Origin of the sequence: Lewinella sp. 4G2, from assembly GCF_001625015.1 — a bacterium.
Taxonomy (GTDB): Bacteria; Bacteroidota; Bacteroidia; order Chitinophagales; family Saprospiraceae; genus Neolewinella.
The window spans coordinates 4124417-4146436 of record NZ_LVWJ02000014.1 but is presented as its reverse complement, the minus strand read 5'-3'; the positions used below and the strand labels follow the sequence as shown (position 1 = coordinate 4146436).

Below are 22020 nucleotides of genomic sequence, written 5' to 3'. Positions count from 1 at the left end.
CGACCTGGCCCACCCGGGCAATGAAGGGGAAAACAACCTACCATGATCCACCGTATTCTCTTGGCCTTCCTGGCCGTGACCGCCCTGATGGCTTCTTCTTGTGACCTCATCGAGGACGCCGTGCCGGACATCGCCTTCAACGTAGAGGGCTCCGAAATCAACTTCACCCTCCCCGCGCAGGACGAAGCGGGCACCTTCTCCGTCGTGGCCGCGGATATTCCTAGCGACGTTAAGGCTGAATTGGATGCCGAAGACATTGACGATGAGCGGGTCAAATCCATTGGACTCATCAGCATCGAACTGCTGATCAGTGACGCCAACGCCGCGGTTGATTTCGGCGTGATTGATGACGTCACCGCAACGCTCTCCGCCCCCGGATTTGCTGACCTAGAGCTGGCGGACCTCACCGGCGAGCGCCTCAGTGGTGATCGGGTGCAACTCGACGTGGACCAGGTGGATTTGACGGACCGGCTACTCGCTGAGTCGGCTACCTACACCGTTACCATAACGACTAATGACAGTATTCCCGCCCCCGTGGAATTGACCGCCCGGCCGACGTTTGCCGTAGTGGCCAGCCCGTTGTAATCGCACGCTTAGACACCTAGCGAAACCACTCAAAAGCTTTCGTAATCTCATCAAATAGTCGCCCCGTTCGGTATCCTGCCGGGCGGGGCTTTTCGTGCGCGGATAACCCGTAATACCGGATCGCGAAGGGGTTAAATTGCCGTGTGCCCGGCTGCCTGCTCTTACGTACCTTCGCGGGTATGACGCTTGCCTACGATATCTTCCGCTGTGCTCTCGGCCTCTCCGTGATGATCGGTATCTGCTACCTATTTAGTAAGGACCGGAGCGCCATCAACTGGAAACTGGTGGGGATCGGCGTGGCGATGCAATTCGTTTTGGCGCTGTTGATTTTGAAGGTGCCCTTCATCAACGGCCTCTTCGATACGATTTCGGATGGCTTCCGCAAAACGCTGGAGTTCTCCGCCGCGGGCAGTCAGTTTCTCTTTTCTGGTTTGGTGACGGAGATGGATACCTTCGGCTACATATTCGCCTTCCAGGTGCTGCCCACGATCGTCTTTTTCTCGGCCTTATCGGCTATCCTTTACTACCTGGGTATCCTCCAAAAGGTAGTTTACGGAATGGCCTGGCTGCTCAGCAAAGCGATGAACCTGAGCGGTCCGGAAAGCCTGGCCGCTGCGGCGAACGTATTCATCGGCCAGACGGAAGCACCCCTCGTCGTGAAGCCCTACCTCGAAAAGATGACCCGCTCGGAATTGCTCTGCATGATGATCGGGGGAATGGCCACGATCGCCGGCTCGGTGTACGTGACTTACATTGCCTTCCTCGGCCAGGGAGACCTGGAGACGGAGCGCTTCTTCGCTAAGCACCTACTGACGGCCAGCATCATTTCGGCCCCCGCCGCAATTGTGTGCGCCAAAATGTTGCTCCCCGAGAGTAAGGACGAACTAGCTGCAGTGACGGGTAGCGCGGTAGGTCCGGATGGCGCCCCGACCCCAACCAAAGATAACCGCCTGGAGATGGCCGCCGATGACTCCAATAACCTGCTGGACGCCATCAGCAAGGGGACCACCGACGGGCTCAAACTGGCGGTGAATGTAGGCGCCATGCTCCTCGTCTTTACCGCGCTGATCTTCATGCTGAATGTCATTTTCGTCAGTGCCACTGACATCGTCAACTGGATGGCTATGGGCCTTGACAATGACAGTTGGGACGCAGCGGTTACGGCCGGAACGACCTGGAACCAGGAGATTGCCGCCGCTACCGCCGGCCGTTTTGAAGGCTTCAGCTTTACTTACCTTCTCGCGCTGTGTTTCGCGCCCGTGGCGTGGATTATTGGCGTGACGACGGAAGACATCACCCTCATCGGGCAGTTGTTGGGGCTGAAGACGGTCATCAATGAGTTCGTAGCCTACGACGTATTCCGGGGCATTCAGGCGGATCCGAACGTTACGCTCTCACCTAAATCCACACTAATCGCGGCTTACGCCTTGTGTGGTTTTGCCAACTTTGCCAGTATCGGCATTCAGGTGGGTGGGATCGGCGCAATCGCCCCCGGGCAACGGAAGAACCTAACCGATCTGGGATTGATTGCTCTCCTAGGCGGCACCATCGCCTGTTTGATGACGGGTTGCATTGCGGGGCTTTTCTACGCTACCTCCTAGATAACTTCGCCTTCACCCAAAGGGATAACCACGGGCCGGCTGACTACTTTCGATCTGCACAAAACTTTACCAATGATCTATCAGAATCTGGACGTATCCCTCGAGGACCGCATCCTGCACGTAACCATCAACCGGCCCAAAGCCCTGAATGCCCTCAACCAGCAAACGATGGGGGAGTTGGCGGACCTCTTCGGCCGTGACTATAAGGATAGCGCTGACATCAGCGGGGTACTGCTGACGGGAAGTGGCGACCGCGCCTTCGTGGCCGGGGCGGACATCAAAGAGTTTATCGGCGTTGCCGCCGCCGGAAGTGGCCAGAAAATGGCCGAAAACGGGCAGGCCGTCTTCTTTCTGATTGAGCGTTTTCACGTGCCGGTCGTGGCCCTCGTTAATGGGTTTGCCCTGGGTGGTGGCTGCGAATTAGCGATCGCTTGTCACCTGCGGGTAGCGACGGAAACGGCCCGGTTCGGGCAGCCCGAGGTGAACCTGGGGATCATCCCCGGCTACGGCGGTACCCAACGTTTAAACCAACTCATCGGTAAGGGAAAGGCGATGGAATTAACGTTGACGGGTAACATGATCGACGCGGCCGAAGCCCACCGGATCGGGCTAGTCAACTACGCCCTGCCCGCCGCCGAAGCGCGGGATAAGGCGATAGAGTTGCTCCGGATCATCGCCGGGAAAGGCCCGATTGCCGTGCGGGAATCCATTGCCGCCATCAATGCCTACTATGCATCGAGTGACTTTGGCGCTGAAGCGGAAGCGTTTGGCCGGGCCAGCGCCGCGGAGGATTTTGCCGAGGGCGCTGCCGCCTTCGTAGAGAAGCGTAAACCCAATTTCAAAGGTCAATAATGGAAACGCTCAGAAACAATACGTACAATCTACTTGCGCTAGCCGCTGCGGTGATTGCCGCTACGGTGGCCATCGTTTATGCACCCTACGAGGATGGTACCGGGATGGCCTTGCTCGTCTTGATGTGGGTACCGTTGGTCATTGGTCTGATCACGGTAGCCTTTTACTTTCTCGTTCGCCGGTTAGCTGCGAAGTCTGCCTGGATCATTACGGCATTAGGCGTTGCCTTTTTACTGGCCATCACGGCCTCTGCGCTTTGGGCGTAGGACACGGGGTAGGTCATGGTTGAATTAACAAAGTTGTCCGAAAACCAGCATTTTCTGGCAAGTGCGAATCCAAAATGTGGAATGCGGGTTTAAACACCCTACCTTGTCGTTTTACCCGGCACGCGATGTGCTTTGTTTCGACCACCAACTATCCAGCATGTCTTTGATTCCCCTGCATAACGTCACCGTGACGGGTTCCGGTGAGCGTACCCTGCTCATGAGCCACGGCTTCGGGTGCGGTCAGGAAATGTTCCGCCATCTAGTTACTGCTTTTGCTGACGACTACCGCGTCGTGCGGTACGACCTTGCGGGGAGTGGCGCTTACCCCGCTGAGCAATTCAGCCGTAGCCGCTACCAATCATTACAGGGGTACGCCGATGATGCCATCGCCATCTGTGAGGAATTGGGTCTGGAAGACGTGATCCATATCGGCCATTCGGTCAGTGCGATGATCGCCGGCCTCGCTGCCGCTAAGCGCCCCGATCTTTTCAGTGAAGTAGTGATGATCTGCCCCTCCGCTCGTTACATCAACGAGGGGGAGTACGTTGGAGGCTTCAGTGAGCAGGATATCGAAGAATTACTCGAGGTCATGGGTGAGAATTACGTAGCCTGGTCTGGCCAACTGGCCCCCGCCATCATGGGTAACGCCGAGCGGCCACAGCTCGGGGAAGAGTTGACAACCTCCTTCTGTAAGATGGACCCGGACATCGCTAATTTCTTCGGCCGCGTCACCTTCACCTCCGATAACCGCGCGGACTTAAAGCGCATCACTACGCCAACGCTGGTGCTGCAGTGCAACGAAGATATTATCTCTCCCGAACCGGCGACGCGCTACGTTCACGAACAGCTGGCCAACAGTCAGTTGGTATCGCTTAAGGCTCGCGGCCACTGCCCCAATTTGAGCGCCCCCAAGGAGACGGCGCAGGCCATCCGCAATTTTCTCTCCCAAGCATCCGTACCCGCCTAGGTGGATAAACTTACCGACACATACCCGAGCGTTACGGAACGCGCCAGTTACGACCTGCTGCCCTGTGGGGTGATCTGCGTGGATGCCCGCCAACGCATTCTGTACGCTAACCAAAGGTGCCTTGAATTGCTGGGCTATTCCGCTGAGGAAATCACGAGTAACCGCCGTTTCCTGGACCTGCTATCCATCGGCGGAAAGATCTATTTCGAAACACACTACTCACCCAAAATAGAAATGGAGGGCGGCTTGCGGGAGATCAATTTTGAGTTGGTCGCCAAAGCGGGGGAGCGGGTACCGGTACTGGTCAATTCATGTCGGTCCTCCGCACCGGAGGGAGGCTTTCTCTACACCTTCCTGCACACCAAAGACCGCCGCGAATACGAACGCGTCCTGAAGCAGGCCCGTGAAAAGGCGGAGGCGGGAGACCGGGCCAAGAACGTATTTCTCTCGTCGATGAGCCACGAGATCCGGACGCCGCTCCACGCCATCCTGGAGGCGGGTAATTTTCTGTACAAGGATGACCCGAGAGAGGACCAATTACCCTTCATCAATGTACTACGCAACGCGGGTAGCAGCCTGCTGGCCATCGTCAACGACATCCTCGACCTTAGTAAACTGGAGAGCGGGATGGCTACGCTTGACCTCCGCCCCGTTAAGGTGACCCAGTTGATCGATCAGGTCGTAGATACCTACGCGCCCCAGTGCGCGCAAAAGGGCGTCCGGCTGGTGGGATCTAAACCCCTAACGGACGTCCCGCTGGTGATGGCCGACGCCCAGAAGCTGTTGCAAGTCCTGAACAACTTGGTGAGCAACGCCGCCAAGTTCACCGCCGCCGGCGAAATCAAGCTGCAACTAGAATACCAGGCGAATGAGGACGGCCAGCACCAACTGACCTTCCACGTCCGTGACACCGGAACGGGCATTGCGCCAGACCGGCTGGATCGGATCTTCGAACCCTTCGTCCAGGCAAAAAGCAGTATCCAAGCCGACTACGGAGGGACGGGCCTGGGGCTGCCCATCTGCCAGCGGCTCCTTAAAGCTTACGGAAGCGAGCTGAAGGTAAACAGCCGGGAAGGGGAGGGGACCGAATTTCACTTCACGCTCCTGCTGAAGGCCGCCAACCAACAACAGATCGCCCGCCACGAACGGCGCACGACGCCCGTTGAGCTGTTACCACCCCTCAACCACCTGCGGGTCCTCAACGTGGATGATAACCAAGCCAACCTGCTGATCAACGCCCGCTACTTTAAAGAGTGGAAGCTGCCGTACGATCAGTTCACTTCACCAATCGATGCGTTGCGTACACTGGATAAACAGGTGTACGACCTTATTCTCCTCGATCTGAAGATGCCAGAACTGGATGGTTACGAACTAGCTCGCCGTATCCGCGCTCACGAGAACCCGGACGTGCGGAATACGCCGCTCATCGCCCTTTCGGCTTCCGCCTCCAAAGAAGTCAGTGCCAAGATGCTGGATGCGGGGATCAACAGCCTGGTCGTAAAACCCTTCGAGCCGGAGTACCTCCACCACATCATCCGCCAGTACGGTGAACGGGGTGCCATCCAGAAATCTGAGATTCAAGCGCCCGAATTAGCAGCCGAAAAGCCAAGCGAGTTAGACTTTACGGATGTGCTGGATCTCTTCGCCGGCGCGGAAGAAGATTACCTTAAGTTTCTCCGCATCGTCCGCACCGACATTACGGACAGCCTAGATATTTTGGATACCTGCGCCCAAACGTTTGACAAGGCGAAATTCAAGCAACTCAAGCACGATCTGACGAGTACCCTGAGCGTGTTCCACCTGGAGAGCATCAAGGCTAATTTCACCGCTGGCGCGGCGGCCCTGGGCAAGGATGACCACGTGAAGTTTTTGGTGGTGGTGGAGGCGTTGAGGGTGGGATTGGAGCGGTTCAAATCCGCACTGGGGAAGGAATTGGAGGAGTGATCAGGTGCATTTGTACCTACGGCTAGCTAGCATATGCGTTGCGGTACTTGACTATTTAATTACGAGCTTACCCGATGAGTCAGCGCCACCCGTCGCCGAGAGCCGATAGTGGTATAAACCGGTCGGGAGCGACCCCAACTGTACCTGGGAGTTTGCCTCCAATCGCTTAACTAAAACAACCCGCCCCGCCGCATCAAGAATGGTTAATCTACCGCCCGCGGTTGGACCAGAGAATGAAATGATGCCTCCGGAGACCACCGGATTCGGATAAAGGACTAGTCCTGATTTCGGTCCAACCATTGTTACAGCCGCAACCGGAGAGTAGGTGAAACTTCCGTCCAAATCGATCATCTTCAACCGGTAGTAATTAAGTCCCGGAAGAGGATCCTGATCAACGAATTTGTACCGCAGCTGGCCATCAATGGATTTTGCTGGCTCATTACTGATTGTAGTGAAGTAGCGCCCATCAGTACTACGCTCTACGGCGTAGTGGCTTAGGTCAATTTCTGCTTCGGTACGCCAGTCCAATACCGCGGCGGCATCCTTACGGTTACGGGCAGTAAACGACAGTAAATTTACCGGGAGCGAAGCGCCGAGGGCCGTAAACACCACCCGATCGGTCGCCATGGTCGCCTCCGGAAATTCCTGATCGGCTACGGTGAAATCAACCGTCAGCTGGCCGTTGATTTCCGGAGCGATCCGTGCTGCAGTGCTCATCCCCGTATCGGTATCTACGGATAAGGTGATTGGGGATAAATCCACTACGGTAGGGTCGAAAACAGCACCGGACTGCCCTCCGCTGACTACGGTTGCCGAAAGGGGCCAATTGAATACGCGTTGCTCCGTGCCGCTATAAAAGCGCAGCGTATACTCCTCGTCGGCGACTCCATTCGTCCCAATATTCAGGAAGTATAGGTTCTCTCCGTTGAGAGGGGTCGGATCAGCGACGCCGCGTAATTCGCCGTCTACGTAAGCGGCCAGTTGGTCCTGATTGTCGAGAAACTGGAGCTCACCAGTGTACTGAACCCGCGCAATCAGCGTCATGGCTGTGGAGAAGTTAGTCGGATTCACCAGGTCCGGGCGTTGCTCAATTGGTGAGGGAGACAGGACGGGTACGAAGGTGTACACCTGGTCCGTACTCTCCCCCACATTAACGAACAAGCTTAAATCGAGCGGACCAAAATCTTCTCCTTCTTCGGCGACCTGATCGGGAACTCCCGTCCAGGAAGGCCCGATGAAGGCGCCTTCCACGATGTAGGTAATGGGTTTGATATCCAAGTGGCCATTTGCGGATTCGGTGGCGATCACGTCTACCTGAGCCTGGCCCGTAAATCCATCGTCAGCTACCGCTAGTAGATTGGTACCATCGACGCTGAAAGTGATGCCCGCTTGCGCGTTGGCTAACTCAAACGTAATGGCCCCCGAAGAGCTATTCGTAACGAAAGGTGCTAAGTCCAGCGCAGGAAAAGGGACGCCTTCGGTGGTGGTCTGTTCGGGCAGATCAGCTAGCGTAAGCGTACCGTTTCCGACGCCTCCCGGTCCGTTGGTGATGCGGATTTCGTAGGGGTCTTCAAAGCCACCAATTACGGCCTGGTTGTCAAAAAGCAGCCCCTGGTCCACTACGTACACGCTATCGGTTGCGGCGTGATACACGCGTATTTCTACGGCTGCATCCTGCTCGTTGTTAGCAAAAACCGTAGCCAGATGGAGCGTGCCATCCGTGACGCCCGCGACGTTCAACGGGTCGCCAAGGCCCCTTAATTCACCATCGATGAAGAAGGCCACGGTGTCGAGTAAAGTGGTGGTCGCCTCCCCATTGTAGCGTACCGATGCGGTAATATTCATCGAGTTGGCAAAGTCACTTGCCTCGGGATCACTCCACCCCGGCGCACTATTTTGCGCTGCCGCGGGTGCGAGGTAAAGCAGGAGGAGCAGGCTAAGGTAGCCGTAGCGGTTAACAGTGGAAGTTATCATCTTTTTACCTGGACTTTTGCGCTGCGCAGGGCCTTGCCGTGCTCCAACGTGATGAAATAGATCCCGTCCGGTACGTCGTCGGTATCCCATTGGATGACGTTCTCCCGCACGGTAGCTTCACTCGTGTGCCGGTAGAGCTCCCGCCCAACGATATCGCGGATCGTTAGCACGAAGGCATCTCCAATTTGTGTGGAGAAACTGATGTTGGCCACCGTCCGCGCCGGGTTCGGATAGACGAAAATGTTTCTGTCCAATTCCAGGTCGCCACCGCGTACAGAGGTAGTGCCCAGATTGAAGACGAAGGGCTTACTCACCAGACCAATCACGTCGTTGGTAACGAAGGAAGTCGTTTCGGTTAGGGGCACTTCCCGGTCTTCGCTTCGGTCATAAAAACGGTAGGTAACTGTCTCTCCGGGCTCGGCGGCGAAGACCGTCAGAAAGGCCAGGTAACGCTCGAGTTGGGGGACGTAAAGGACCCGGTCTGCACCCCGGATCTCCCCGTCGACGAAGGCGGCAATCTCATCTCCTTCTTCTAGCAATAGGTTATCGGCACCTTCCGCTACGACAGCCACCATGTTCATGGAGATTTCGTAGTTGGCGGGATTGACTGACCAGTGGGCCGGGATGGAATCCAGGCTCTTCTGCCGAGCCTCCGTGTCGATGTGTAGCTCACCCGCAGCGAAGGGACTCAGTTCTTCCGAAGTCGACAGCCCGTTAGAGGAGTTGGCTTCGGGATCAGGGTAGCGCAGGGTACCCGCGTTGCTCAGTCGTAACAGGTAGCCATTGGGCGAACTCATGAAGTTGAGGTTGCCGACCCAGCCGACGCCCGCTACGTATTGGGAGAAGGTCAACTGGTTCTTGATGATATCGCCGTTGACCGGTTCCAGACTGGAGAGGGCGGTGCCTACGGGTAGCCCCCGGTTCGGTAGGTACCCGATCCAGTTCCAGCCACTCTGGATGGGGATGGGTTGATCAACGTCCACGGCCGTTCCGATGAGGGTTAGGGAGTCCTTCACCGGCGATCGATACTGATACATGGTGGTCACGTCCGTCGCCGTCAGGTTACCAAACCAGAGGTTGGCTTGTTCTGAGTAAATGGCGAACGTCCCTTGCCCCTTCAGCGTAGCACCTGCGGCAGCGCCCGAAAGACTTGCTAAAGTGCCGTTCACGCTATTATCCGGAAGATCCAGGTTGTAGGAGAACCAGTTCCAGCCGGGGTTGAAATAGATCTTGCGTAGGAGCTCACCCGTCGTATGGATGGTGAGGGGCGCGAGTGGCTTCCCCTCGACACCATCGGCGACAAATGGGATGCGCTCAATGGTTTTGCCGTACAACAGGCAGGCCGAGGCGTCCCAGATCTGAAAATCGATCGTCTCGCCGCTGGACACATTACTGTAGACCGTCAGGAAGGCGAGGTTGGGATTTACGAGGCTCGAACCGCTGATTTCGTCAAAGCGGCGGATGTTGGCAACGCCGCGGAGCTCGCCGTTGACGAAGGCGCCCACCAGGTCCACACGGTCATCGGAGAGCACGCCCTCGATGTCTAATTCTACCGTAAGGCTGTGGGAGAAACTGAAGTCGTTGGGGTTGATCTTCCAGTCAGGCCCTTCGCAGGTCACCCGGAGATCAACGATGAGGGGTTCCTCTCCGTCCACGGTTACCATGTTGAGCGTATCGCTGTAGGCATCGGCCAGCAGGTCCGCCGGGAACTCAAAGGTGACCGATTGGCGGTCGCCGGGGCCCAGGCTTCCGGTTCTGGGGAAGACCTGCATCCAGGCGGGGACGTCCGGAATTTGGTAGTCCGTCACTTCACCACTCTGGTTACGAATTTGCCGGGTGACGACGAGTTTGTTACCTTCCAGAACGGTCTCATCAATGCGTCCACCGTCCCAGTACAGATTGGATTGGTTGACGAAGAACTCCCAGTGGATTGAATCGGATTCGTTTCCGTAGAGGTCCTGAAAGTCATTCGCGACCACGCCCAAAGTATGATTTTCAATGAAGCGTCGGGGCACGTTGGGAACGATGATGATCTTGTCCTCCCGGCAGGAGATCGTTGCGTCAATCAGCTCACCGGTCGTTTTATCAATGAGCGCCAGGTTGTTGATACTAATGTCGGCACCGATCCCGTCAGCGGGGAAGATGAGTCCACAATTGATCCGCTTCGTCCAGGAGATGCTGATCTCATCGCCGGGGTTGAGTACCCCGTCGGCTGGTTCGGGGGTGCCCAGAGGTCTGGGCGCCTGGGTTTCCTTGCGGCCCTGAATGACGCTGGAGATACCGGGCGTGAGGTTGAGGTCCTTACAGGTGGCCGTTGCCCGGATCTCGTAGGGGCCATCCCGCAACTCCTCCATATCCCAGATCTGGGTATAGAAAACGGGGTTGTTCAGGAAGGTATCCGCGGGCAGTTCGGCGATGTTGATCCAGTTCCCGTCACCGCCGGTGATGCGGTACTGGATCCTTACGGTATCCAAGTCGGGATCATCGTAATCGTAGTCTACGACGGTAATGGCCTGCCTCGCGTTGTCATCCGGCGTAACCACCCAGTCCTGCCGGGGGAAGTTGATGTCGATCGGCGTACAGGGCTCCAGGAACTGGACGTTCAGGCGGTATTCTTTGTAGAACTTGTTGAGATCGGTCCGGGCGTAAGGCCCTTCTCGGGGTATATCGCGATTGGGATGGTCGGCGTAGATCGCCGGATCGGCTACGTTTGACAGATCGTAACCCAAAGCTTCGGAGTGGTCGAACATGCAGGAACTAGCCATGAAGATGCCAATGCTGTCGTAATTGTATTCCTCTGGCCCCCGGTCAATCGTGAGGGTCAGTTCAATGGTTTCGTCCGGCCCGATCTGGAAGTCGCGGGGGCGGGTGTTGAGGGTGGTGCCATCCAGCCGGATGGTAGCTCCGAAGGGATTCGAGCCATCCACCACGCCGACGGAATAGACCAGTTGGTCAGCACCGGTCTGGCCTTCGTTCGTCAGCTGAAGTTTGAAGACCGCCGGCTGGGTTTCCGGTACGTTGAGCGCCGTATTGCGGTCAACGTTGAAACCCACTTCTTCCCGGTTCCGCGTTCCCGGTTCCCAGGGGCACATACTTTCTCCGGATCTCAGTTTGAAGATGGGGGCAGGGTAGGTCCCTCCCTCCAGAATGTCGACGGTGAAGTTATCGTTGGGGTCATCGTCGGCAAGCACGAAGGAGATCGTACTGGTGGAATCCGTTGAATTGCCACCGCCGAAATTGAAACCGCCGCCAATATTCGTTTCCAGCCCAATCTTGGTGCCGGCGTCGTTGATCTCGATACCGGAGAACAAGGCAAATTCCGCGGTGGCAGTGATATCGGTGTTGTGCGAAAAAGAATAGACCTCCGAAGTGCTAAGCGATTCCTCAATGCTGACGAGACCGTCAAAGGTGTAGTTCTTCAGTAGCCTACCCGATTCCTTGTCGTACTTGTTGTTGGCAATGATTTCTTCCCACTTATCCGCGGACTCCAGGTTTCTTTCGAAGACCTCTGCGTTCATGGGGTTGGGTGGCGTGCGGAGTTGGGGGATCACGTCGGTGATCAACTGCCACTCGCTGTAGAAATACTCCGTGTCGTAGCTGTCCAGATTAAAAGTGATGCGCGTACTGTCATCCCGGAATCTACACTGGCTCGTATCAACGTAGAGGTAGTCATTATTGGTGATGTTGATATTGGCGGCAATGCCTACGTACACATCGCCAAGCCCTTCGCTGTGGGGGACGTTCTCCCCGTTTGCCGTACTCACGGTGCGTAAGAAGGTGGTACAGGTCTCGTTGGTAGAGGTGCGTTGGCTATTCGTTTTCTGGACGATCTTAAGTTTGGTGTCCACACCACCTTCGACGGCGAATTCGGTGGTGACGCCAGGCGCTCCGGTATTGATGATGTTGGTCGGGGAAGCGTCGATGACCTTAGTCCCCGTATTCTCATTGATGAAAACGTTGCCACTGTTGTTGGAGGAGCAGATGGTCGTACCCGCCTCCAGCGTAGCCGAAGATTGGTCTCCGGGCGGCGCCCGCAGTACGAAGAGTGGGTACTGTGGGTCGACGGTCGTGAACGTCCCCTCACGCGGCTTGCGGCCGGTGACGACTACACCCAATTCATTGGAGGCATTTCCGGTAACGTTAGTGGCGGTGACGACCAATCGCTTCAAATTATTCCCCACGAAGTTGGGAATGCCGGCGGGGTAGCGCAGGACGAAAACATCCGTGTCCCGCACAATTGTGTCGAATGGAACCGCATCGGCGATCTGATTGTCGATCCGCAATTGCAGGCTATCCCGCAGGTAGCAACGGTCGTAGAGGTACTGCTCGTAAACGCGAATCCGGTTGGTGTACCGCTTATTCAGGTTTTCGTCGTAGGATGATTCGATGTACTTCAAACCACATTCGCGTTCCGGGAAGTCTGAAATCTCGACGTTCGGCGGTGCGTAATAAATGAAGTCAATGGTGTCACTGGCAGCCTGACGCAGGTCTGTTTGCTGTCCACCATCATCCTTCAGGCGTTCGTAGGCCGGTAGAATCTGATCGATGGAGACGGTAACCGGGATGGGTGGTACGCCAGTGAATACGAACTCCCCGGCGAGGTTTTCTACCTCCTGGGTGACGGCGTAGCAACCATTCAGGCTCTGCAGTTTGACTTTGATGGGCAAGCCCGGATCATTGATCGATTTCCGGCAGGCGCCACCCGCCACCTGGCCGATGACCCGGCGTTTGGTGGTGTTCTGAAATAAAACCCCCGCGATTGGTCGAGTAATATTCCGTGTTTCAAAAAAGGTGGGTGTGAAAGTGTGATCTCCGGTCGTGTCGGGAAAATTAGCGGTTAGGGTGACGGACGCTCCGGGCTCCAACTCCGTGCTCCAGCGCCCCTGGGCGTCGGTAAATACGGGTGGGCTCAGGGGGAGCCCATTGGCCAGAATCTGTACGCTATCCTGGTAGCAAAAGGTATTACTGAAGCGCACGACGCCGGATACGGGGATGGTGCTTTCATCCGTAAAGTCAACGTTACCGACGGCCGTATTCGAACCGTTCAGGTTGATCACCCGCTGGCTCGGGCGGTACTCGTGGGGGGTAGCGCGTTGGCGATAATCGTTAATGCTAAACGTAGCCGCGGTCACCGTTCCGCTGCCAAGCGCACTGGGGCCGTAATCTTCGACGACGTTGCCATTCGCCTCGTCAAAAGGGAAATAGGCTACCAGATTTCCATCACCGGCGTCAATGCCGCTGACGATATTATCACCGATCAGGGGAGAGGCGTGGAGTTGCAGCTGCGCAACACTCACGAGGGTGTCAAATAGGGCGAACTCACCGATCAGACCAGTAAAGTATTGGTCCGCTTCGGTAGCGTGGTTGCCAATCGTCCAGGCGGTGGCCGGGGTTCCGGTAGCCACCCTGCCGGGCACCTGCCCCATGCGGGTGCCATTCAAAAACCAGGCGATCGTTTGGTTCGGCCCGTCAAAGACAAAGGCCAGGTGATTGAAGCGGTCCTGCGGCAATGCCCCGAGTTGTTGGGTACCGCCATTCGGAGTTTGTAGTTGCAGAGTGCCATCGAGGGTGGACAGCGTAAAGTCGCCACTCTGGGTGCTGGCGATTGTCTGCAAACCATCCGCCACGAATGGGCGAACGGTGATCTCCAACGTTGCGGAGTCCGACCACGCGATCTCAGGAAGCCGGACCTCGGAAGAGCGGGTGGCGTTGAATTCCAGTGAGGTATGGTCGTAAAAATTTTGACTGGGCGAAACGGTGAAGGTTTCCTGCCCGCTGTAGTTTACCCCGTCAATCGAATAGTAGCCACCCTCATCGGTGAAGGCACCGTTCTTTACCGGGGCTGCCTGGCTGGTGAAAGTCGTATTTCCGAAAAGGGTGCCATCGATATCGCCGCCTCCCGTGTCGAATACTTTCTCCCCAATGCCTTCGTCGAACTTCCAGTACGCCACCAAGCCCGCGGAGCTGCGCGAGGCACTGATGTCTTTGGTAAGCATGATCTCCGTCTGCGTTAGGTAACGATCGTAAAAGCGGACGTCGTCAATCAATCCGGTAAACGAATTGTTCCCGGCGCGATCTCGGCCAAGGGTGAACAGGGCCGGTTCGTAATCAATCGCCGCCTGCGTGCTTCCAGCAAAGTTTCCGTCGACGTACACGAGTAGCGTGCCCGCGTCGTACACCAGGGCGAGGTGGACCCATTCGCCTACGCCAACCCCGGGAAAAGGAATATTTACTTCCTCAGATCCGGCAGTGCTCCCCAATCCAATGGTTACGCCAGCGGAGCCGCCGCCGGCGTTCGCTTGCACCCAAAAATTCCGGTTGAGATCGTGCCCCCGGTCAATGATCATTCCACCCTGGTCAGCTGCATCGGGGCGGATGTAGGCAGAAAAGGTAAAGGTCTCGAGGTCAAGACGCGCATCGTGGCTCAGGCATACGTAGTCCTGGTCGCCGTCAAAGGAAAGGGCGCGACCGATGGAGGGTTCCAGGGTCACCGTCGTCCCAAAAATCGGGTTCCCCTGCCGGGAGGTAACGCGGCCGGAAACGACGCCATTCGGATTGGTGAACCCGACCGAGATACCGCCCGATCCCGTCCCGAAGCCATTGCGCCCCTGTACGTTATACTCGTAAAATTCGCCGGGCTGCACGTTGAAATCGATAAAGTTCGACGTTCCCGGTTCCAACTCGGCCAGGAAGTTGCCGTCGCGGGTCAGGATGTAGCCGCGGGTTGCGGTTGCACTCAGTGGGTCCAAATTCCAGCTGATCTGAATGCGGTCGCCAAAGTCTCCCTGCGTCGCGCGGACGACTGGTGCCTGCGGGGGTAGCAAAAAGCGGGACCAGTAGCCGCCTTCACTCAGGTTGCGTTGGCCCAGCATGCGGGTGACGATGGGTTGGCCCAGTGAATAACTAGATCTACTCTGTAGGCTAAAGGAGTTGGTTACGGCGCCGTAGTTCAGGAAGACTTCGCCCGTAGCTACGGGGAGGCCTTCGGTCGGGTTACACTCCGTTTCGGGAGCAGCATTTTGCGCGGCCGCGGGTGCGACGTAAAGGGATAGGAGCAGTGGGACGATCAGCCAACCGAGCCACCCTCCACGTAGAGATATCGTGGTAGTCATGGTGAAACAGATTTAAAGGGTTGGAAGAGCCCCGCTTAGTCGATGCGGATGTAGAGGTAGAAGTTGAAGTTCTCGGGGCGGGTTTCCGCGCCCCCCGCACTCAGGACATCATGGGTATGGTTGCCAGCCTGAGAAGTAGATTTCGTTTCGATTTCCTTCTTCAATCTGAAGTAGTCACCGCCTGAGCCATCATTTTCGTATTCAAACCAGATCGTCCGAGCGCCTGGCTGGTTATAAGTGAAAAAGCCCTCCGCGTTGGCGTCCAGTGGTGAAGGCGGCGCTTCCTGATCGAGAAATTGAATGCCCGAGGGGTGTTCGTCGATGTAGGGATGGTCATGAGCCCCGCTTTCGCTTAAACCATGGGCGTGGCTTTGCATCTGATTTGCCTGAAAAGTGGCTACGGGGGTATTTGGCGTGCGGTCATCATCCCGGGTATCGTTATACTCTTGCGCCCGTAAGAATGCCCCACTGGCATCGGGTAGGGTGGTGATCCCCGCAATTTGGGCCAGCTGAGAACCCGGTATCGCCCGCCCGTCCAACGGCACCCAACAATCGCCATTTACCTGCGCAAATTGAGTAGGGTTGAGGTAGGAGTATTTCAAATCTCCAACCTGACCCGAGCACCCACCCTCGGCAATTCGCTGGGTAGAATTGACGCTCATTGCGTAGGGTGCGTAAGACATGGGGGAGCGTGGCGTAAGCTCCAGCCCATTCACCACCACCCCCAACCAGCGGGGCCCACTAAACATCCCACCGCTGATGGGGTCCACGCTACCGAGCTGATGGGAGTAGATGCCACCCGTTACCCGGACGTCCGATGTTTCCTGCCAGATCACGGTCCCGCCCGTGAGGGCATCGTAGATCTTGAAAGTGATGTTCTGGTCGCCGTCGGAAACGGAAGCGCCGTTTACGTCTTTAAGCGTGCCCTGAATGGAGATCGTAGGGTTCTGAGCGAATAGGCATAGGGAGGTCAGCACGGCAATGGCCGTGAAAAGAAAGCGTAACATGACGGTGTAGTTTGTTCGTTAAAAAGGGGCCTGCTCTCACAGGTGTATCCCGAAGGTAGGCCGCGAATACGCTCAGTTGAAAGGCATGATCGGTGAACGGGGGGTAATTGCCAGTGAACGGTAAAGAGGTGTTACGCAGGTGGTTGAAACAAGGCTTACTTTTGCTCTACACACTTCATTAGCAGCCCTTTAAGAATACCCTGATGCGTTTTTCCCTAATTTTTATCCTATTAACTTCCGTATGCACACTCGCGGCTCAGCCAGCCGACAAACACCCCTTACTCACAAAAGCCATGGCCGCCGTGAGTTATGGAGATATGGCAGCTGCCTCCAATCTCTATAAAGATTATTTGGAATTGCCCGACGCGACGCCGGAGGGGAAAATCGAGGCTTACCGAACCCTGGGGCAAATCGCGCTGCAAAGTAGTTATACAGATAGCGCTGGCGATTACCAACGGTTGGCGTACGATGTCGCCGCTAAAACCAAGGACCCTGCCATCATTGATGCGCAGCGGATGCAGTTGGGCAATTTTTTGCTGGCCACTAGCAGATACGAGGAAGCGATCGATACTTTACTGCTGGCCGTAAAGGGGTTTGAGGCCCGGGGAGACACAAAAAGGCTTATTAACGCCTCCGGTCTACTTGGGGTTGTTTACAGTAGGCTCGGATTAATGGAAACTGCCGAGACGTACCTCAAAAAGTCCTATCGGCTAGCCCGGGAACTGGCGTCGCCCGCTGAACAGTATATGTCCAGCATGATGCTGTCCGAATACTACGGTAAGCAAGATCATAAGGACAGCGCCGTCATCATGCTTACTGAGGCTATTGCGTTGGCCGAAGGAGCAAAAGAGCGGCACCTATTGGTGCCGGCCTACAGTAAACGTTCCAGCTTACGCAGTGACCTGGCTGATTTTGAGGGAGCGATGCAAGACCAGCAGCGGCTGCGCCAATTGATGGAGGGGAGGTTAAACGTAGGCATGCTAATCAATGAAGGCAAGCTGCACCACGCAATGGGGCAACAGGATTCCGCCATCACCATGTTTCACCGAGCCCTTAGTCTTGCGAAGGATGCGAAACTGTTAAACGATCAAACCTCAATTAATTACTACTTAGCCCTCGCTCACCTAGATGGCTCGGATTACGATACGACGCAATTCTACTTGCTGGAGTACATACAGATGATGGACAGCATCAGAGGGGAAGAGGCCCAGAATGCTGCCCTGGAGCTTAAAGAGAAATATGAAGCCAGCGAAAAGGAGGCTGAGATTGCCCTACAGCAACAACAACTGAGCGCACAGCGAAATCAACTCATTGCACTCGGCGCCCTTGCCATCCTAGCCCTAGCCGTCGGATATCTCCTCTACCGCCTTACCCGCCGCCTCCGCCACCGCAACGCCGAAGTGGAGCAACTCGCCGCCCAACGGGAAGCGCTCGTCGGCGAAGTCTACCACCGCGTAAAGAATAACCTCCAGGTAGTATCCAGCCTCCTCGAACTACAGGGCGAACAGGTTACCGAGCCACAAGCCGCTGCCGCCCTCCGTAGCAGCCAAAACCGGGTAGAAGCCATGGGAATGATCCACGAACGACTGTACGGGCACCAGCACCTGACGAGCATCCACATGCCCAAGTACCTACAGAACCTGGGGGAAAGAATGCTCTCCGCCTACTCCGTGGGGGAACGCATCGAGCTATTCTGCGACGTCGAAGAAATCGACCTCGATGTCGACACCGCCATGCTACTGGGATTGATCGTCAATGAACTCGTGGCCAATAGCCTGAAACACGGCTACGGGCCAACCGACCGGGGTACCATCGAAATTTCACTCTTTCAGGAGGCGAATAACCAGTACATTTTGCGGGTCAGTGACGACGGGGCCGGCCTGTCGCAACCTTCGTCGGGTAATGGTTTTGGTAGCCAATTGATTACGCTGCTGGCCGAAAGGCTCCAGGGCGAAGTCGTTAATTATTCCAGCGACGACGGTGGCCACGGAACGAAGATCACCTTCACCGTCAGCCAGCACGTGGATCGCTCACTTCCCGTCAAATAATCTCCGCACCTCCGCCCGCTTGCCACGGGCTACGGGGACTTTAAAGTTCTCCAAGTGGACGTTACCCTCACTGAGCGCCGTCACGTAATCAAAATTCACCACGTAGGAACGGTGCACCCGGACGAAGGGTGGGGAAGGAAGCAGAGAGGTGAATTTCTTGAGCGTCATCCCCACGGTCTTCACCTCTTCCGCCAGGGTGACCCGGCAGCAATAGTCGTTGGCCTCTACTACCAGTATTTCCTTCAGTGGAACTTTCACGTTACGGTCACCCTGCCGGAGGACGACGTGGCCTTCCGAGCCTGCCCCTGGTCCTGCAGCAGAGGCGGGCCTGGGCTCGTGCCGATCCAACACCAATGCGACGGTATACAGTAGATCCGCTCCCCGGAAGGGTTTGGATAGAAACCCCTGCGGCTTAGTGGCCCGGGCCCGACCGAAAGTATGCGCGTCGTTGTTGCTCGTCAGGTACACAATTGGTACGTCCGGTGCGTAGCCGCGAATGCGTTGGGCGGTTTCAATACCGTCGATCCCCTGGCCAAGGTTGATGTCCAGGAGGATGCCGTCCGGTAATTGGTCGCGGACCAAAGTAATACCCGTTTCCCCATCGAAGGCGTACCGGGTACCGTAACCCGCTCGCTCCAGCCGGGTGCGCAAGTCTGCCGCAATGATGGGATCGTCCTCGATGATTAATAAGTGTTGCTTTGACATCTGAGGTGGGTGAATAGGTTGAGCCTTCCTGCCTTAGAATAGTGTGTCTGCATAAAGTTAGGTGAAATTCATTAGGCCGTAGCCACTCCAATTCTTTTCCCAACTCCGAAGGATTTCGGATCCAGGCCAGTCTAACCATCATTGCAATTGGGTTGACCATCCTTAATCCGTTGTAATCCTACGGCCTGGGGCAACCCATACCCTTACTCATTCATCCTTACTTTAGCACCCGCGGCAGCGCCACGCAGTAAGTCCCGCACTCAGTCGGGACGCCAAACGATTGTTTTCGTACTAGTTAACCGTTTCTTTGGCTAGTGGATGCGTCGCTCTTCTTTCCACCACCTTTGCGGTATTACCCTGCTCCGTTTGGAGCCACCACCTACTTTACGATGAAGCAACTCTTACTTTCTTGCCTGCTACTTTTGGCAGCTACTTTCTCTATTTGTGCGCAGGATCTGCCGGATGCCTGGTCGGTCAGCGACGACGGGCGGCTGCTGACGGCGGGGGGAGAAAACAACGGTGGTTTTTACGAGCCGGATGAAGTGCACACCATCAGCCTGGAATTTACCGAGGACAATTGGTGGGATATCCTGACCCAAAATTACGATTCCGGAACCGACCTGCTGGCCACTTGCATCATTGACGGTGAACGGTACGATAGCGTGGGCGTGCGCTTTAAGGGGGAAACCTCCTACCGCCGGAACCCTTCCGAGAAGAAGTCCTTCAACATCACGCTCGACGCGGTGATTGACGGGCAGGACGTGAATGGCTACAACACTTTCAACCTGAATTGCGGCTGGGAGGATAACTCCTCGATGCGGGAGGTGCTGTACAACAATATCGGCCACAACTACTACATGAGCCTGAAGGCCGGCTACGCTAACCTGGAGATCAATGGACAAAATTGGGGCCCGTACCAGAACGTGCAGCAGTTCGATTCCGACTACATCCGCGAGTGGTACCTGAGCAACGATGGAACGATCTGGCGCGCCACGAGCAGCCGGCGTACGCGGCCAGGGCCCGGCGGTGGTGGCCGCTTCGGACAGGGCACATCCACCCTGAACTACAACGGGCCGGACAGTACGGATTACCTGCAGGATTACGTCCTGCGCCGCACCGAGCAGGACGACCCCTGGGCCGGCATGATTGCCGCCGTGGACGTGCTTAACAACGAACCGCTCGCCACGCTGGAAGCAGCCCTCGCACCCGTGCTGGATATCGATAAAGCCTGTTGGTTCCTCGCCCACGAGAACGTCTGGGCGGACGACGATGGCTACATCAACAAGGGCGGTAGCGACTACTTCGTTTACTACGAAGCGGAGACCGGGCGGCTCGTGCCGATGGAATACGACGGCAACAGCGTACTCGGCGACCGCGCCATTTTGTGGGGACCGCTCTACCGGGAAGGGGAAGACGACTTTCCGCTGATCGACCGGATGCTCGCCGTGCCGGCCATCCGCCAACGCTACCTCGCCCACATGCGGGTGATCCTGGAGGATCACTTCACCGAGAAGAATGCGAACAGTAAGATTGATGCGTACACGGCTCTGCTGCGCGACCTCGTGGAGGCCGACCCCAAGAAATTCTACAGCGACGCCGAATGGGACGAGGGAATCGAAGACCTCAAGAGCGACGTGACCGAACGCAGAAACATCCTGCTCAACTCCCCCGAACTAATGGCGGGCACCGAGGTGACGGTCGGCGACGTACGCCACAGCGTAAATGGCGTTGAATTCGCTAACCCTTCCGCCGAAGAACCCGTAAACGTCACCACCACAGTGAGCGCCGCAGCGGGCATTGCGAGCGTGACGCTCTACTACGGAACCGGCCTCACCGGCGTATTTGACCAAACGGAACTGTTCGACGACGGCCAGCATGGCGACGGCGCGGCGGGCGACGGACAGTACGGCGGCGAGATCCCCGCCATAGCCGGCACCAGCTACGTGCGCTACTACGTGGCCGCTACGGCCGCCGACGATGCCGGGACCGTCGCCTACGCCCCGAAGGGCGCCGAGCACGACGTGTACCTCTACCAAATTGGCGGCACCAGCTCCCTGGCCGGCGACCTCGTCATCAATGAATTCATGGCCGCCAACGACGCCACGCAGGCGGATCAGGACGGTGAATTCGACGACTGGATCGAACTCTACAATAACACCGCCAGCCCCATCGCGCTGGATGGGTTCTACCTCTCCGACGACGCTGCCGAAACCGATAAGTGGGCCTTCCCCGCCGGCACCACCATCGGCGCCAATGGCTACCTGATGATCTGGGCGGACGGCGACGACGAGCAGGAAGGCCTCCACGCTAGCTTCAAACTTTCCGCCGACGGTGAGCAGGTCGTCCTCGCGGATGCCAACCTGGCCATCATCGATTCGGTAAGCTTCTCCGAACAGGTGGCGGACGTATCCTACGGCCGCTTCCCCAACGGCACGGGACCGTTCCAAACCATGGCCCCCACCTTCGATGCAGAAAACACGGACGCGATGGTGAGCACCGACTCTCCACTGGCGCTGGAATTGGGTTTGCGGGTATTCCCAAACCCCAACGACGGTAACTTCCTGGTCAACCTCAAAGAGGCCGCTTCCGAAGACTTACAGCTCATCCTCTACTCCGTTGATGGGCGCTTGCAGTACGCGCGGACGCTGCGTCGTGGTGCTACGCAATTGCGGGTTGAGCAGCAGGATTTGGTGGCTGGTGTGTATACGTTGGTGGTCAGGTCTGGTGCTGGGGTTGTTGGGGTTCGGGTGGTTGTTCGGTAATCCTCACCCCCGGCCCCTCTCCAAAGGAGAGGGGAGACGTGATACCTATAGAATTGTTGAAGGTTAATGGGTTTACCGGGTCATAGTGCCATGGTGAACGAGACTTGAAATTCCGCTATAACCCCGTAATTAAATTCCCCTTGCCCCGGACATTCAGCTCCCCTCTCCCTTGGAGAGGGGCGGGGGGGAGAGGATTT

The 22020-nt window shown here is 56.7% G+C and carries 12 protein-coding genes; 8 read left to right on the top strand and 4 right to left on the bottom strand.

Translation table 11 applies throughout. The features are described 5' to 3' along the window. Positions 1 to 42 precede the first annotated feature (42 nt). The 6 genes from A3850_RS16920 to A3850_RS16895 all read left to right on the top strand — a co-directional run bounded on the left by A3850_RS16920 (position 43) and on the right by A3850_RS16895 (position 6215). The gene (locus A3850_RS16920; RefSeq protein ID WP_068219243.1) at positions 43 to 585 is read left to right on the top strand and encodes a hypothetical protein; all 543 of its coding nucleotides are present in this window, start codon (positions 43 to 45) and stop codon (positions 583 to 585) included. Positions 586 to 764: 179 nt separating this feature from the next. Then, complete coding sequence (locus A3850_RS16915; RefSeq protein WP_068219236.1) at positions 765 to 2186, top strand: NupC/NupG family nucleoside CNT transporter; 1422 nt, start codon at positions 765 to 767, stop codon at positions 2184 to 2186. Positions 2187 to 2258: 72 nt separating this feature from the next. After that, positions 2259 to 3038 carry an enoyl-CoA hydratase/isomerase family protein gene (locus A3850_RS16910; protein ID WP_157501337.1) on the top strand — a complete coding sequence of 260 codons (780 nt, stop codon included), beginning with the start codon at positions 2259 to 2261 and terminating at the stop codon, positions 3036 to 3038. Next, entirely contained in the window at positions 3038 to 3304 is a 267-nt protein-coding gene (locus tag A3850_RS16905) for a hypothetical protein (RefSeq protein WP_068219229.1), read from the top strand. Before A3850_RS16910 ends, A3850_RS16905 begins: the two co-directional genes overlap by 1 nt. Positions 3305 to 3461: 157 nt before the next feature. After that, the gene (locus A3850_RS16900) at positions 3462 to 4271 is read left to right on the top strand and encodes an alpha/beta fold hydrolase (RefSeq protein ID WP_068219226.1); all 810 of its coding nucleotides are present in this window, start codon (positions 3462 to 3464) and stop codon (positions 4269 to 4271) included. Next, the gene (locus A3850_RS16895) at positions 4272 to 6215 is read left to right on the top strand and encodes an ATP-binding protein (protein ID WP_068219223.1); all 1944 of its coding nucleotides are present in this window, start codon (positions 4272 to 4274) and stop codon (positions 6213 to 6215) included. It abuts the gene before it with no gap. Positions 6216 to 6266: 51 nt separating this feature from the next. On the opposite strand, the gene A3850_RS16890 is transcribed toward A3850_RS16895, so the two are convergent. Genes A3850_RS16890 through A3850_RS16880 form a run of 3 tightly spaced genes read right to left on the bottom strand, consistent with a single transcriptional unit; the run spans position 6267 to position 16308 of the window. Further along, on the bottom strand, positions 6267 to 8189 hold the full coding sequence (locus A3850_RS16890; protein WP_068219220.1) for a T9SS type A sorting domain-containing protein: 1923 nt from the start codon (positions 8187 to 8189) through the stop codon (positions 6267 to 6269). Next, the gene (locus tag A3850_RS16885) at positions 8186 to 15301 is read right to left on the bottom strand and encodes a LamG-like jellyroll fold domain-containing protein (protein WP_068219218.1); all 7116 of its coding nucleotides are present in this window, start codon (positions 15299 to 15301) and stop codon (positions 8186 to 8188) included. The genes A3850_RS16890 and A3850_RS16885 overlap by 4 nt, the downstream gene beginning before the upstream one ends. 35 nt (positions 15302 to 15336) lie before the next feature. Then, complete coding sequence (locus A3850_RS16880; protein WP_068219214.1) at positions 15337 to 16308, bottom strand: hypothetical protein; 972 nt, start codon at positions 16306 to 16308, stop codon at positions 15337 to 15339. Between the two features lie 203 nt (positions 16309 to 16511). Between A3850_RS16880 and A3850_RS16875 the strand changes: the two genes are divergently transcribed. After that, positions 16512 to 18356 (top strand): sensor histidine kinase, encoded by a 1845-nt coding sequence (locus tag A3850_RS16875; RefSeq protein ID WP_082921884.1) that lies wholly within the window; start codon positions 16512 to 16514, stop codon positions 18354 to 18356. Here A3850_RS16875 and A3850_RS16870 read toward each other — a convergent pair. Then, a complete protein-coding gene (locus tag A3850_RS16870) occupies positions 18339 to 19061 on the bottom strand; it encodes a LytTR family DNA-binding domain-containing protein (RefSeq protein ID WP_068219208.1) in 723 nt (240 codons plus the stop codon). The genes A3850_RS16875 and A3850_RS16870 overlap by 18 nt on opposite strands. A 389-nt stretch (positions 19062 to 19450) precedes the next feature. Here A3850_RS16870 and A3850_RS16865 point away from each other — a divergent pair, with 389 nt between their 5' ends. Further along, entirely contained in the window at positions 19451 to 21823 is a 2373-nt protein-coding gene (locus A3850_RS16865) for a CotH kinase family protein (RefSeq protein ID WP_068219205.1), read from the top strand. The last annotated feature ends 197 nt before the right edge of the window (positions 21824 to 22020 follow it).